Genomic DNA, 13,586 nt, shown 5'->3' with positions numbered 1-13,586 from the left:
ATGTCTCGCGCTCGGACCGGGCGACGGCCCGGCCGTCCACGGCTCGGGGGTCAGGAGGTCGGCGCCTGCCGTGTCGACGGCTCCCGCGCGCCGTCGCCGGCCTCGCGCCGTGCCTCCTCGCGCAGGGCGGCACGGCACAGCGCGTCCGCCCTGCGCGTGGTCTCCGGGAGCCGGTACGACGGGGTGAGCGCGAGCGTGTGGGCCACGGCGTTGTCCAGGCTCATCCGGTGGCCGACGGAGACGAAGACCGGCTTGACACCGTGCCGGGTGCGCAGGGCGCGGCCGACCTCCTCGGTGCCGGCGAGCAGGGGGGCCGCGCTGCCCCGGGCGGGGCCGGGGTCGTCGTAGGTGAAGGTGAAGGGGTTGTGAGCTGTTGCTGCGTATTTTCCCATGAGTGTGTTCTGGCGTGCATGAGTCAGTGGCCGAGGTCGTGGTGCATGGCGGGCGGTCGGTCGGTCGGGGTGGGTGGGTGTTCGTGTGTCGAATGGGTGACCTTTTCGGGGGGTGGTCGTTGGGTGGGGTGGTGGATGTTTTCGGGGTCTGAAGGGGATCAGGGGGCGGGTGGGGTGGGTGGGTTGCGGGAGGTGGCGGCGTCGTTCGTGGTGCCCGGCCCTGCGGGTGTTGCGGTCCGTGACCGGCTCAAGGGCCTGACCGCCGGGGACGAGGAGGTACTGCGGCTGGTCGGTGACCTGCTCGGTTCGCTGGCCTCCCGCGACCTGAAGACCCGGTGCGCGGCCGGGCTGGACCACACCAGCGATGCATGGGCGGAGCGTAAGCGTGCCCTGACCGGTGATTCGTCCTCGCGCTGGGCCGGTTCGATCACGAAAGCCACCCACGACCAATGGGCCTTGGCCCGCCGCGCCCAGCTCGCGCATGTGCAGGGGTTGGAGGCGGGAGTGCGCACGATCGCCCACCGGCTGTCCCTCCCGCTCTGCGAGAAGGGCGGCAAGCGGGCGCCGGGCGGGTACCGGAGCAGGCGGGAGTGGTTCGCCAAGTCCCGCCGACTGAATGTTCTGGAGGACCGGCTCCAGGCCGTACGCGCCGACTGGCGGTCCGGTGTCGTGTCGGTGGTGCGGGGTGGGAAGCGTCTGCTGAACACCCGCCACCACCTGGATGCGGCCGGGCTCACCGAGCCGGAGTGGCGTGAGCGGTGGCAGGCCGAGCGCAGGTTCCTGCAGGCCGACGGGGAGTCGGGGAAGCGGTTCGGCAACGAGACGATCCGCGTCAGCCCGGACGGCGAGGTCAGCATCAAACTCCCCACCCCGCTCGCACGGCTGGCGAACGCCCCGCACGGCCGGTACGCGCTGGACGCCCGGGTGGCATTCGCGCACCGGGGCGAACAGTGGCGTGACCGCGTGAGCGCGAACCGGGCGGTGGCCTACCGCATCCACGAAGACACCGTCCGCGGCCGCTGGTACCTCACCGCCTCATGGACCATCCCCCCAGCCGCAACCGTCCCCCTCGCAACCGCCCGCGTGAACGGGATGATCGGCGTGGACACCAACGCCGACCACCTCGCCGCCTGGCGCCTCGACACCCACGGCAACCCGCTCGGCGCCCCACGCACCTTCGCCTACAACCTGAACGGCACCACCCACCACCGTGACGCCCAGATCCGCCACGCCCTCATCCGCCTTCTGCACTGGGCCAAGCAACACCACCTGGCGATCGCGGTCGAGGACCTCGACTTCACGGCGGAGAAGACCCGGGAGAAGCACGGCCGCCGCAAACGCTTCCGCAAACTGATCTCCGGCATGCCCACGGCCCGGCTGCGTGCCCGGCTGGTGTCCATGGCCGCCGAACTCGGCATCCCCGTCGTCGCCGTGGACCCGGCCTACACCTCCCGGTGGGGCGCCCAGCACTGGCAGAAACCCCTCACCAGCACCACCAGAAAGCCCACCCGTCACGATGCCGCGAGCATCGCGATCGGCAGACGCGCCCTGGGGCACCCGATCCGGCGACGGACGACACCGCCCCGTGCACACCAGAGCGATGTGCACGGGCATCGGACCGTCCAGGCCCGACCGGACACCCCGGGGCGTGAGGAAACCCGCCCCCGCATCCCCGGACCACGGACACGATCCGTGCGCACCGGCAGCGGAGCGAAAGCGGGCGACCAGCGTGCCCAACACCGTTCGGGGCACACGGCTGAGCACGAATCCTGGCAACAGGACTCACTCCCACTCAGCCTTTAGGAACGGTTCTTCCTCGCTTCCGGGCGCAAGATGCCCCGTGACGGCGGGGTCATCCTGGCCGTCGCCGAGGACCGTGCCCAAATCGAGGAGATCGTGGTCGCCGACCCGTTCGTCACCGCCGGGGTCTGCGCGTACCGCGTCACGGAGTTCGTCGCCACGAAGACGGCGCCCGGCCTGGAAGCCCATCGGCAGACTCTGGGCTGATCGCGGGCGTTCACCTCTTCTTGGCGTCGAGCGCGCGCCGCAGCTCTTCCTTGTTCATGTCCGACCGGCCGTGGACGCCGCGTTGCCGGGCCTCGTTGTAGAGCTGGTCGTAGGTCGGGCCCTGGGGTCCCTTGCCGGACCGCTTGCCGCCGCGCTCGCCGGACGACATGTCCTGGAGCGAGCTGCGACTGGCGGTCTTCGACTCGCCGGAGCGGGCGCGTTCCTTGTTCACCGTCCGCGCGGCGATCTCCTTGGCGCGCTCGGGGCTCTCGCCCCGATCCAGCGCGCTGTCCTTGATGTGCTCGTACTGCCGCTCGCGCTTGCGGCTGGAACCGGCGGGCATGATCGCTCCCTTCGCTCCCCTTCGTTCCCCCCTCGCTCCTCTTCGCGTCCTGCGTGCGGTCACAACGTTCGCGCCGTCCGCGTCGCTCACGTCGCTCACGTCGTCCGCACCGGACACGAGTACCCGGTTCCGGTTGTTTGCCTTCCTGCCTGCCTGCCTCAGCGTTCCAGCCGGGCCACGCGGCCCTTCTCCCCGGCGGCCCAGCAGCCGAGGCCGGGGGCGCAGTCCACGGTGTCGTACGAGCCGGTGTCGATCGTGTGCCAGGTGCGGCCGCCGTCGGTGGTGAGGTCGGTGCCGGTGGGGCCGACGGCGAGCGCGGCGGTGCGGCTGTGCGGGAGCCAGGCGACGCCGGAGCGGTAGGCGGGCGGCGGAGTGTCGGCGGACCGCCAGGTGCGGCCGCCGTCGGCGGTGACGGCGACGGACCGTGGTGAGGCCTGCCCGGGGCGGTAGTCGCCGCCGGCCGCGATGCCGTGGGCGCGGTCGCGGAAGGCGAGCGCGAACACGCCCCGGGCCGGATCACCGGCCAGGACCGGTGTGTCGGTGGCCGTCCAGGTCACTCCGCGGTCGCCGGAGTGCAGCACGCGCGCGCGGGCGCCCCCGCCGGTGGCCAGCCACACGTCCTTCGGGCCGGCGGTGACCAGGCACTGGCCGCTCGCCGCGAAACCCGCCTCGCCGTCCAGGGCGGCCGGCATGCCGGCGGTGGGCAGCAGCCGCCAGGAGCGGCCACCGTCGCTGGTCGACAGGATGCGGAACCGTCCGTCCACGGGGTCGCTCATGGCGAGGCCGTGGCGGCGGTCGAAGAAGGCGAGGCAGTCGTAGAAGGCCTTCGGATCGGTGTTGCGGAAGGACTCCGTCCAGCTCGCCCCGCCGTCGTCGGTGCGGTACACGCGGGAGGCCTCTCCCTCGCCGATGGCCAGCACCACCGCGCGGCGCGCGTCGAACGCCTCGACGTCCCGGAACTCGAGATCGGCCGCGCCGGGCGGCGAGACGTCGCGCCAGGCCGCGCCGCCGTTCGTCGTACGCAGCACGGTGCCGCCGGTTCCGGCCAGCCAGGCGGTGTCGCGGTCGACGGCGGCCAGACCGCGGAAGCGGACCTGCGGGGTTCCGCTGCTCTTCTCGGCCCAGTGCAGCGCTCGGTGCCCCGCTCCGGGCACCGCCTCGTGTCCCGCCCCGTGCCCCAGCGGCCGCGCCTGCGCAGCCGGCACGGTGAGCGCGGCCAGTGCCGCTGCGCACGCCACCCCCGCCGTGACCAGCAGGCCCGTACGTCCCCCGCGTCGCATGCTTCCCAAGCGCCTCATGGCGGGCGAAGCTAGTCCACCACCCGGTCGCCGTCCAGAGGGCGGACGCGCGGGGCACGGGGGCGGCCGGTCCACGAAGACGGTGACCGAGCTCACTCCCGCTCCCCCCGTCTCCCTGTGCACGGATCGGCCGGTTCCGTCGTCTCTTCCAGTACCAGGTCGCACACGCCCGGAAGTCCGTCCAGCCGTCACGAGGGAGCAAGGCGTTGTCCACCGTCATCGAGCAGGCCGTCGAGGCGCGTCTCGTCGCCGCCGCACCGCGCATGCCGACCATTCCCGCGAAACTGCGCTACGACCGTCGTGACCCGTTCGCCATCCGCATGACCTTCCCGGCCCCGGCCACCCTGGAGGGCGTCGAGGTCTGCTGGACGTTCTCCCGTGAGCTGCTCGCCGCCGGGCTCCAGGGCCCCGAGGGCCACGGGGACGTGCGCGTGCGGCCGTACGGCTACGGCCGCACGGTGCTGGAGTTCCACGCGCCCGAGGGCACCGCGCTCGTGCATGTGCGCTCCGGCGAGATACGGGAGTTCCTGAAGGCGACCCGCGACCTGGTGCCCGTGGGCCGGGAGCACCTCCAGATGGACCTGGACGACGGCCTCGCGCGGTTGATGCGGGACGCCTGCTGAAACCGCGCGTCTTCGCCTCCGCGCGTCTTCACGTCCTCATGCCCGCGCGTCTCTACGCGCGCGTGAGGAGCCGGTTCAGCGCGCCGTGGTCGAACGACGCGTCGGCCAGTTCCCCGTACGTCCCCTCCTCCAGGAGTTCCCGCGCGGCGCGGCGGACCAGGGCGTGGGCGGCCTGGGCGATCGCGGAGCCCGCGCTGATCCGGGCGACGCCGAGCGCGGCCAGCTCGGCGACCGGCGGCGCGCCGGGACCCACCAGCACGTTGAGCGGCGCGTCGACGCCGGCGACGAGCGCCTTGACGGTGCCGGGGTCGACGGTCCCGGGGACGAAGATCCCGTCGGCGCCCGCGGCCAGGTAGGCGGCGGCCCGCTCCAGGGTGTGGTCCACTCCCCCGTCGCCGCGCAGGAAGGTGTCGATCCGCGCGTTGACGTACAGCGGGACACCGGCCGCGTCGGCGGCGGCGCGGGCGGCGGCGATCCGCTCCGCCTGCTCGGCCACCGGCCGCAGCGGCTCGCCGCCCTCTTCGTGCCGGGTGTGCCGGGCGTCCTCGATGTTGACGCCGACCGCGCCGGCGGCGAGCACCGCCCGGACGGTGTCGGCGACTCCCGCCGCGTCCGCGGCGTAGCCGCTCTCGATGTCGGCGGTGACGGGGACCCGCACCGTGCGGGCAATGCGGCCGACGGCCTCCAGTGCGCGCTCGCGCTCCAGCCGGTCGCCGTCGGCGGCGCCGAGCGCCCAGGCGAGGCCGGCGCTGGTGGTCGCCACGGCGGCGGCGCCCGCCTCCTCGACGACGGCGGCGCTCACCGCGTCCCAGGCGTTCGGCAGGACCAGCGGGCGGCCGGGGACGTGCAGGGCACGGAAGGCGAGGGCGGACTCCAGGAGCGGGTGCTGGTTCTGGTTCGTCATGGCCCCAGTCAAACAGCCGGGGCGGGGAACCGCTCGCAGGAATCCGACACAGACGTGGGCCCGACTAAATCGCGTTGACACCTCTCCCCGCCCCTCCTACGGTAGTCAGCGGTTCTGTTGCCGTCGATTGGAGAAGGACGTTGCTCGTCTGAGGTTCTGAGACACCGCGTTCACACCCCAGGGGTGTGCGTGGCGTACGACCTCGGCGTCCGAGCCGTCCTCAGGCACAGGCCTTTTTTCGTGGCCCTCCCGTGCCCAGGTCTCCGGTTTCCGCCTCGCGGTGTCTCGACACGCACCCACCCAGACCGCATCCAGCACCCGTGAGGCCCGTATGTCTGCTTCCTCCACCCCTGCCCGTTCCTCCTCCCTCTCCGGTACGTCCCTGTCCTTCGCGTGGCCCGACGGCACCCCCGTCTTCGACGGCCTCGACATCGCCTTCGGCCCCGGCAGGACCGGACTGGTCGGCGTCAACGGGTCAGGGAAGTCGACCCTGTTGAAGCTGCTCGCCGGCGAACTCGTGCCGTCCGGCGGCGTCGTCAAGGCGACGGGCGAGATCGGCTGTCTCCCGCAGAACGTCACGCTGGACACCACGCTCCGCGTCGACGAGGTCCTCGGAATCGACGCCCGGCGGGCCGCCCTGCACGCGATCGAGGCGGGCGACGCGTCCGAGGAGCACTTCGAGACCGTCGGCGACGACTGGGACGTCGAGGAGCGCGCACTGGTCACCCTCGGCGAACTCGGCCTCGGCCACATCGGCCTGGACCGCACCGTCGGCGACGTGTCCGGCGGCGAGTCGGTGCTGCTGCGCCTGGCCGCGCTGCTGCTGCGCCGACCGGACGTCCTGCTCCTCGACGAACCCACCAACAACCTCGACCTGTACGCGCGTCGGCGGCTGTACGCGGCCGTCGCCGCGTGGCCGGGCGTCCTCGTCGTGGTCAGCCACGACCGTGAACTGCTGGACCTGGTCGACCGGATCGCGGACCTGCGCTCGGGGGAGGTCGCCTGGTACGGCGGCAACTTCTCGGCCTACGAGGAGGCCCTCGCCGGCGAACAGGAGGCCGCCGAGCGGATGGTGCGCGTGGCCGAGGCGGACGTGCGCAAGCAGAAGCGCGAACTGGTCGACGCCCAGGTCAAACTGGCCCGCCGCAAGCGGTACGGGCAGAAGATGGCGGAATCCAAGCGCGAGCCGAAGATCGTCATGGGCGCGCGCAAACGGGCCGCCCAGGAGTCCGCGGGCAAGCACCGCATCATGCACGAGGGGCGCCTCGCCGAGGCCCGGGAGCGGCTGGACGACGCGGTGGAGGCCGTACGGGACGACGACGAGATCCGTGTCGACCTGCCGTACACCGCCGTACCGCCCGGCCGGGAGGTGCTCACCCTGGAGAACCTGGAGCTGGCCCACGGGGCGCGCGTCGGGGGGATCCTCGATCTGCGCGGACCGGAGCGGATCGCGCTCGTCGGACGCAACGGCTCCGGCAAGACGACGCTGCTGCGGACCGTGGCCGGGGAGCTGGAGGCGGTGGCCGGCGAGGCGCACGTGCACGTACCGCTGCGGTTCCTGCCACAGCGTCTGGACGTCCTGGACGAGGAGTTGACGGTCGCCGAGAACGTGGCCCGGTTCGCGCCGGACGCCACCAACAACCGGGTCCGGGCGCGGCTGGCCCGCTTCCTGTTCCGGGGCGCGCGGGCCGACCAGCGGGCGGGGACGCTCTCCGGCGGCGAGCGGTTCCGGGCGGCACTGGCCGCGCTGATGCTCGCCGAACCCGCGCCGCAGCTGCTCCTGCTCGACGAGCCGACCAACAACCTCGACATGGCGAGCGTCCGGCAGCTGACCTCCGCGCTGGAGTCGTACGAGGGCGCGCTGCTCGTCGCCAGTCACGACGTGCCGTTCCTGGAGTCCCTCGGCATCACCCGCTGGCTGCTGATGGAGGACGGTGAACTCCGGGAGACGACACCGGAGGAACTCGAGAATCCGGCATAGCGGGCGCGTCGCCCCGAGGCCGGGAAGGGAGGGCGTCTCAGGTGGGCGACAGCCCGTCAGCCACGGTTTTGCACTTGCCAAGTCGCCCTGCATGATGGCGGACCAGCGCCGCATCACGGGCGCCGGAACCCCCACCGCCGATACGGAGATCCCTCGTGCCCAGCAAGAAGGCCCTGGTCCGCCGCCCCAGCCCGCGCCTCGCCGAAGGGCTGGTCACACACATCGAGCGGGAGAAGGTCGACGTGGAGCTCGCCGTCAAGCAGTGGGAGGCGTACGTCGAGGCGCTCCGCGAGCACGGCTGGGAGACGATCGAGGTCGACCCGGCCGACAACTGCCCGGACTCGGTGTTCGTGGAGGACACCGTCGTCATGTACAAGAACGTGGCACTGATCACCAGGCCCGGCGCCGAGTCGCGGCGCGGGGAGTCGCCCGGCGTCGAGGAGGCGGTGGCGAGCCTGGGCTGTTCGGTGAACTGGATATGGGCGCCCGGCTCGCTGGACGGCGGTGACGTCCTCAAGGTCGGCGACACGATCTACGTCGGCCGGGGCGGCCGGACCAACGTGGACGGCCTGCGGCAGCTGCGGGCCGCGTTCGAGCCGCTGGGCGCGCGCGTGGTGCCCGTGCCCGTGAGCAAGGTGCTCCACCTGAAGTCGGCGGTCACGGCGCTGCCGGACGGGACGGTCATCGGGCACATCCCGAAGCTGGACCGGCCGTCGTTGTTCCCGCGTTTCCTGTCGGTGCCCGAGGAGTCCGGCGGGCACGTGGTGCTGCTCGGCGGGCACACGCTGCTGATGTCGCGGAGCGCGCCCAGGACGATGGAGCTGCTGACCGACCTCGGCTACGAGGTGGTCACCGTCGACATCAGTGAGTTCGAGAAGCTGGAGGGCTGTGTGACGTGCCTCTCCGTGCGCCTGCGGGAGCTGTACGTCTGACGGGTGATCCCGTCGCTTCGACGGCCCCGGGACCCGAGGTCCCGGGGCCGTTCGCATGTCCGCTTCGTGCCCGCAAAAGACCGTGTTGCACCACTTGATCGGCGATCTTTACGACGTCCTTAACCTACGGCTTCGTAACCTACGCAGACGTAGCCTACGATCTCGTAGGTTCCCGGCACCGCTCGCCGGACCATCCCCCTTTCGCTCCCATTTCCACCCCCTTTCGTCCCCTTTCCTCGCTTTCCCCTTCTCCTTCTTCTCGCGCTCCCCCGCTCGGCATCCCTTGGAGTTCTCGTGACGATCACCTCCCCCCCTCTCGGCAGCCCGTCCGTGTGGACCGACGCGCGGCTGCTGTACGCGCTGGAGGAAGTCGTCGAGAAGGAGCTGAACCGGCACCTGACGGTCGCCAAGGACTGGATGCCGCACGAGTACGTGCCCTGGAGCGACGGACGCAACTTCCCCGGCCTGTTCGACGACGGTGAGGCCTGGGGCAAGGAGCAGTCCAAGGTGACCGAGATCGGGCGCACCGCGCTCATCGTCAACCTGCTGACCGAGGACAACCTCCCGAGCTACCACCACGAGATCGCCTCGCTCTTCGGCCGGAACGGCGCCTGGGGCACCTGGGTGCACCGCTGGACGGCGGAGGAGGGCCGGCACGGGATCGTGATGCGCGACTACCTGCTGACCTCGCGCGCGGTCGACCCGGACAAGCTGGAGCAGTTCCGGATGTCGCACATGAGTGAGGGCTTCGAGTCCGACAACCGGCACTCGATGCTGCACTCCATCGCCTACGTCGCCTTCCAGGAGCTGGCCACCCGCATCTCGCACCGCAACACCGGACACCAGTCCGGCGACCCGGTCTGCGACCGCATGCTGGCGCGCATCGCCACCGACGAGAACCTGCACATGGTCTTCTACCGCAACCTCCTGAAGGCCGCCTTCGAACTCGCCCCCGACCTGACCATGCAGGCGGTGCGGGACGTCGTCGTCGACTTCCGCATGCCCGGGCACGGCATCCCCGGCTTCGAGCGCGCCGCCGCGCAGATGGCCATAGGCGAGGTCTACAACCTGCGCATCCACCACGACGACGTCCTCCAGCCGGTGCTGCGCTTCCTGAAGATCATGGAGATCGACGGACTCGGCCCCGAGGGACGCCAGGCGCAGGAGGAACTCGGCCTGTTCATGGGCGGCCTCGATGCGGAGGCCTCGAAGTTCGACGAGCGGCTGGCGGCCCGCAAGGCCCGCATGGCGGCACGCGCGGCAAGCTGAGCCCGAGCACCCGGCCCCCTCGGGCCCTGAGCCCCCTGGGCCCTGGCCTCTGAGCCCCGGGCACCGAGCACCCGACCCCCTGTGCAGGCGAAGCAGCCGCGCAGGGGGTCAGCGCGCTGTGCGGCGCAGGGCGAGGCGTTCCTTCTCCGACAGGCCGCCCCAGACGCCGAAGCGTTCGTCGTTGTCGAGCGCGTAGTCGAGGCACGCGGACCGCATCTCGCACATGCCGCAGATGCGCTTCGCCTCGCGGACCGAGCTGCCGGGCTCGGGAAAGAAGAAGTCCGCCCCGGTCTGCGCGCACAGGGCCTGGGCCTGCCAGGTGGGGGCGGCCGGGGTGATCGTGTCGATGTGCATGGCCAGGATCGTGCCGTGCGGCGAAAAACGTTCGATCAACGCCGGCTCAACGGCACGGCGGCGGCGCGCGGCCACCTTGATGATGCTCCGCCGGATGCCGCCCGCGCACGGCGGCGCGCGGGAGCCGCCGCGCCAGCGGTTGTCAGTGGGCGGTGCGAGACTCGGGAGTGCATTCGGCAGGGCACTCCGCACCGCATGGGGCGGGCGGAGGACAGGCTTCCACGGGTCCCTTTCAAGGAGGGCGAATGCTCACCACCCGTTTCGTCGACGGCGCTCCGAACTGGATCGACCTGGGCTCCCCCGACCTCGACGGCGCGTGCGCCTTCTACGGTGCTCTGTTCGGCTGGCAGTTCCGGTCGGCAGGGCCGGAGGCCGGCGGCTACGGCTTCTTCCAGCTGGACGGCAGGACCGTCGCCGGTGCGATGCCGACCGGCCCGGATCAGGGCCCGCCGGCCTGGACGGTCTACTTCCGAAGCGATGACGCGCAGGCCACCGCCAAGACGGCCGAACAGGCCCACGGCAGGGTGCTGTTCCCTCCCATGGACGTCATGGGGGAGGGCCACATGACGGTCCTCGCCGACCCGGCGGGCGCGCCGTTCGGGATCTGGCAGCCGGGCCGGACCACGGGGGTGGACGTGGCGGACGAGCCGGGTGCGCTGTGCTGGGCCGAGCTGTACACACCGGACGTGGCGGCGGCCGCCGCGTTCTACCACCGGGTCCTCGGACTGGAGACCTCGGCGCTGCCGTTCCCGGGCGGCACCTACACGTGCGTGAATCCGGCCGGCGGCGGCGATGACACGATGTTCGGCGGCATGGTCCCGCTCGCCGACGCCCCGGCGGACGCGGGGTCCCGCGCGCACTGGCTCCCCTACTTCGCGGTCGAGTCCACCGACGCCGTGGTCATGAACGCGCGGCAGCTGGGCGGCACGGTGCGCATGCCCGCGACCACCATGGAGGGCGTGGGCCGAATGGCCCAGCTCGCCGACCCGTACGGGGCCGTATTCGCGGTGATCAAGGGTGAGCCACAGTCGTAGGAGGCCTGAGAGCGAGCGGGCTCAGGCGGACGCCCGGCGTATCAGTGTCGTCGGCAGCACGACACTCGAAGCGGCCGCGCCCGCCGGCCCCGCACCGGAGGTTCCCCGGACAGGGCCGGCGCCGTCTCCCCGGCCGTCCTCGCCGTGCAGCAGGACCCGGGCCATCAGCCGGCCCATCCCCTCGATGTCCTGACGGACGGTGGTCAGCGGCGGCTCGGTCTGTTCGGCCACCGGCAGCATGTCGTCGAAGCCGATCACGGCCACGTCCTCGGGCACGCGCCGGCCGCTCTCGCGCAGCACGCGCAGAGCACCCAGCGCGGTGAGGTCGTTGGCGGCGAACACGGCGTCCACGTCCGGGCTGCGGTCCAGGAGTTCGCGCATGGCGCGCTCACCACCGGCCGGGGTGAAGTCGCTCTCCACGACGAGCAGGGGGGCGGCGTCACCCACGACGTCCCGGTAACCCTCCAGCCGGTCCACCGCCGAGGTCTGGTCCAGGGCGCCGGTGATGTGCGCGATCCGGGTCCGGCCGAGGGCCACGAGATGGCGTACGGCCGTGCGCGCACCGCCCCGGTTGTCGCTGTCGACGTACACCGCGCCGCCGGTGCCGTCGTCGCTCCAGTCCGGCCGGCCGCCGAAGACCGTGCGGACGCCCGCCTTGCGGATCAGTGCCGGGAGCGGGTCGTCGAGGTGGAGGGAGAAGACGAGGGCGCCGTCGACGTGGCCGCCGGCGAGATAGCGGGCGACGCGCGCGTGGTCGTCCCTGCCCTCGGTGAGCAGCAGGACCAGCTGGTTGTCGTGGGCGGCGAGTTCCTTGCTGATGCCGCGCAGCTGGAGGGCGAAGAAGGGGTCGGCGAAGACGCGGGTCTCGGGTTCGGCGATGACCACCGCGACGGCGTCGTGCCGCTTGGTGACCAGGCTGCGTGCCGCCTGGTTGGGCACGTAGCCCAGTTCCTCGACCGCCGCGCGGACCCGGCCGGCCAGGGACTCCCGGACCCCGTCCCCGCCGTTGACCACCCGTGACACCGTGGCCCGGGACACCCCGGCCCGCGCGGCCACGGCCTCCAGCGTGGGACGCGAGACGGCGTCGGTCACTTCGGGACTCCTCCATCGGCGGCTGGCGATCAGGATAGCGGCGGCGCGACGGCGCCGACGGGGCGCGAAGGGGAGCTCCACGCGGCGTCCGCACAAGTGGGGGTCGCCGCATGAGGACGAGGAAGGCTGATGCGGGCCGGCCGCCCGGAGACCCGGCTCGTGGGTCACGCCCGGCTGCCGCGCCGCTGTCGTGCCACTGTCACGCCCGGTCCGTCGTCGTCCTCAGCTCGGTCGACGCGTTCGGACGGGCGCACCGGCTGCTCACCGAGCACCCGCCGAAGGAGCCGGGTCCCGATCCCTACGACGTGCCGGTGGTCGCCTCAGGACTGTTCTTCACGCCGCGCCCGGCTCGGCTGCACCCGCTTCGGCTCGCCGGGCATCTTCGGGTACTCGGGCGGGTACGGCAGGTCGCCCAGGCCGTGGTCGTGCTCGTCGCGGCGGGCCAGTTCCAGGAGGGCGTCCAGGGAGTAGGCGTGGTCGTCCATGTCGGCGTGGACGTCGCCGAGTTCGGCGAACCGCTCCGGCATGGTGACGATGTCGAAGTCGCGGGGCTCCGCCACGCCGACCTCCTCCCAGCGCAGCGGTGCGGAGACGGGCGCGTACGGGCGGGGCCGGATGGAGTAGGCGGAGGCGATGGTGCGGTCGCGAGCCGTCTGGTTGTAGTCCAGGAAGATACGTTCGCCCCTTTCCTCCTTCCACCACTTGATGGTCACCCGGTCGGGCATCCGGCGTTCCATCTCCCGGCCCAGGGCGATCGCGGCGCGTCGTACCTGGGTGAAGTTCCAGCGCGGTTCGATGGGCACGAAGACGTGCAGACCGCGCCCGCCGGAGGTCTTGGGCCAGCCACGCAGACCGCCGAACTCCTCCAGGACGCCGCGCAGTTCGAGGGCGGCACGGGCGGCGTCGGCGTAGTCGGTGCCGGGCTGCGGGTCGAGGTCGATACGGAGTTCGTCCGGATGGTCGACGTCGTCGCGGCGCACCGGCCAGGGGTGGAAGGTGAGCGTGCCGTACTGGGCGGCCCACACCACAGCGGCCTCCTCGGTGGGGCACATCTCGTCGGCGCTGCGACCGCTGGGGAAGGTGATGTGGGCGGTCGGGATCCAGTCGGGCATGCCCTTGGGGGCCCGCTTCTGGTAGAACCACTCGCCGTCGACGCCGTCCGGGTAGCGCTCCAGGGTGGTGGGGCGGTTGCGCAGGGCGCGCAGGATGCCGGGCCCGACGGCCATGTAGTACTGGGCGACGTCCAGCTTCGTGAATCCGCGCTCGGGGAAGAAGACCTTGTCCGGGCTGGACAGCCGTACGGCCCGGCCGGCCACGTCCAGTTCCACCGCATCACCCATGCGGCCACGGTAGGCGC

Annotated in this window: 12 protein-coding genes and 2 pseudogenes; 7 read left to right on the top strand and 7 right to left on the bottom strand. The window is 72.1% G+C overall.

Annotation, left to right across the window (positions count from 1 at the left end):
* Positions 1–50 precede the first annotated feature (50 nt).
* Positions 51–371: pseudogene (locus OIB37_RS30535) on the bottom strand (endonuclease V); the annotation flags it as partial.
* A gap of 195 nt (positions 372–566) precedes the next feature.
* Between OIB37_RS30535 and OIB37_RS30530 the strand changes: the two are divergent.
* Both OIB37_RS30530 and OIB37_RS30525 read left to right on the top strand, forming a co-directional pair.
* Positions 567–2,195: an IS200/IS605 family accessory protein TnpB-related protein gene (locus tag OIB37_RS30530; protein WP_330460834.1), complete on the top strand. Its 1,629-nt coding sequence runs from the start codon at positions 567–569 to the stop codon at positions 2,193–2,195.
* A gap of 9 nt (positions 2,196–2,204) precedes the next feature.
* Positions 2,205–2,399, top strand: a pseudogene (locus OIB37_RS30525) (YciI family protein); the annotation flags it as partial.
* A gap of 10 nt (positions 2,400–2,409) precedes the next feature.
* On the opposite strand, the gene OIB37_RS30520 reads toward OIB37_RS30525, so the two are convergent.
* Complete coding sequence (locus OIB37_RS30520; protein WP_330460833.1) at positions 2,410–2,742, bottom strand: plasmid stabilization protein; 333 nt, start codon at positions 2,740–2,742, stop codon at positions 2,410–2,412.
* A gap of 158 nt (positions 2,743–2,900) precedes the next feature.
* Complete coding sequence (locus tag OIB37_RS30515) at positions 2,901–4,022, bottom strand: WD40/YVTN/BNR-like repeat-containing protein (protein WP_330460832.1); 1,122 nt, start codon at positions 4,020–4,022, stop codon at positions 2,901–2,903.
* A gap of 224 nt (positions 4,023–4,246) precedes the next feature.
* On the opposite strand from OIB37_RS30515, the gene OIB37_RS30510 reads away from it, so the two are divergent.
* Positions 4,247–4,663, top strand: coding sequence for an SsgA family sporulation/cell division regulator (locus tag OIB37_RS30510; protein WP_330460831.1), 417 nt, complete (start codon positions 4,247–4,249; stop codon positions 4,661–4,663).
* Between the two features lie 52 nt (positions 4,664–4,715).
* On the opposite strand, the gene OIB37_RS30505 is transcribed toward OIB37_RS30510, so the two are convergent.
* The gene (locus tag OIB37_RS30505) at positions 4,716–5,567 is read right to left on the bottom strand and encodes an isocitrate lyase/PEP mutase family protein (RefSeq protein ID WP_330460830.1); all 852 of its coding nucleotides are present in this window, start codon (positions 5,565–5,567) and stop codon (positions 4,716–4,718) included.
* Between the two features lie 331 nt (positions 5,568–5,898).
* Here OIB37_RS30505 and OIB37_RS30500 point away from each other — a divergent pair, with 331 nt between their 5' ends.
* From OIB37_RS30500 to OIB37_RS30490, 3 genes are all read left to right on the top strand, one after another.
* Positions 5,899–7,548 (top strand): ABC-F family ATP-binding cassette domain-containing protein, encoded by a 1,650-nt coding sequence (locus tag OIB37_RS30500; protein WP_330460829.1) that lies wholly within the window; start codon positions 5,899–5,901, stop codon positions 7,546–7,548.
* Between the two features lie 155 nt (positions 7,549–7,703).
* On the top strand, positions 7,704–8,480 hold the full coding sequence (ddaH, locus tag OIB37_RS30495; protein WP_330460828.1) for a dimethylargininase: 777 nt from the start codon (positions 7,704–7,706) through the stop codon (positions 8,478–8,480).
* Positions 8,481–8,774: 294 nt separating this feature from the next.
* Positions 8,775–9,749, top strand: coding sequence for an acyl-ACP desaturase (locus OIB37_RS30490; protein WP_330460827.1), 975 nt, complete (start codon positions 8,775–8,777; stop codon positions 9,747–9,749).
* 108 nt (positions 9,750–9,857) lie between these two features.
* Here OIB37_RS30490 and OIB37_RS30485 read toward each other — a convergent pair whose 3' ends face one another.
* Positions 9,858–10,103 (bottom strand): WhiB family transcriptional regulator, encoded by a 246-nt coding sequence (locus tag OIB37_RS30485; RefSeq protein ID WP_330460826.1) that lies wholly within the window; start codon positions 10,101–10,103, stop codon positions 9,858–9,860.
* Between the two features lie 245 nt (positions 10,104–10,348).
* On the opposite strand from OIB37_RS30485, the gene OIB37_RS30480 reads away from it, so the two are divergent.
* On the top strand, positions 10,349–11,137 hold the full coding sequence (locus OIB37_RS30480) for a VOC family protein (RefSeq protein WP_330460825.1): 789 nt from the start codon (positions 10,349–10,351) through the stop codon (positions 11,135–11,137).
* A gap of 21 nt (positions 11,138–11,158) precedes the next feature.
* On the opposite strand, the gene OIB37_RS30475 is transcribed toward OIB37_RS30480, so the two are convergent.
* Positions 11,159–12,229, bottom strand: a complete 1,071-nt coding sequence (locus OIB37_RS30475) for a LacI family DNA-binding transcriptional regulator (protein ID WP_330460824.1) — start codon at positions 12,227–12,229, stop codon at positions 11,159–11,161.
* 320 nt (positions 12,230–12,549) lie between these two features.
* Entirely contained in the window at positions 12,550–13,569 is a 1,020-nt protein-coding gene (gene ligD, locus OIB37_RS30470; RefSeq protein ID WP_330460823.1) for a non-homologous end-joining DNA ligase, read from the bottom strand.
* Between the last annotated feature and the right edge of the window lie 17 nt (positions 13,570–13,586).

Origin of the sequence: Streptomyces sp. NBC_00820 (assembly GCF_036347055.1) — a bacterium.
Taxonomy (GTDB): Bacteria; Actinomycetota; Actinomycetes; order Streptomycetales; family Streptomycetaceae; genus Streptomyces.
Note: the sequence above shows the minus strand (reverse complement) of the source record. Positions and strands in the feature narration are given on the sequence as shown.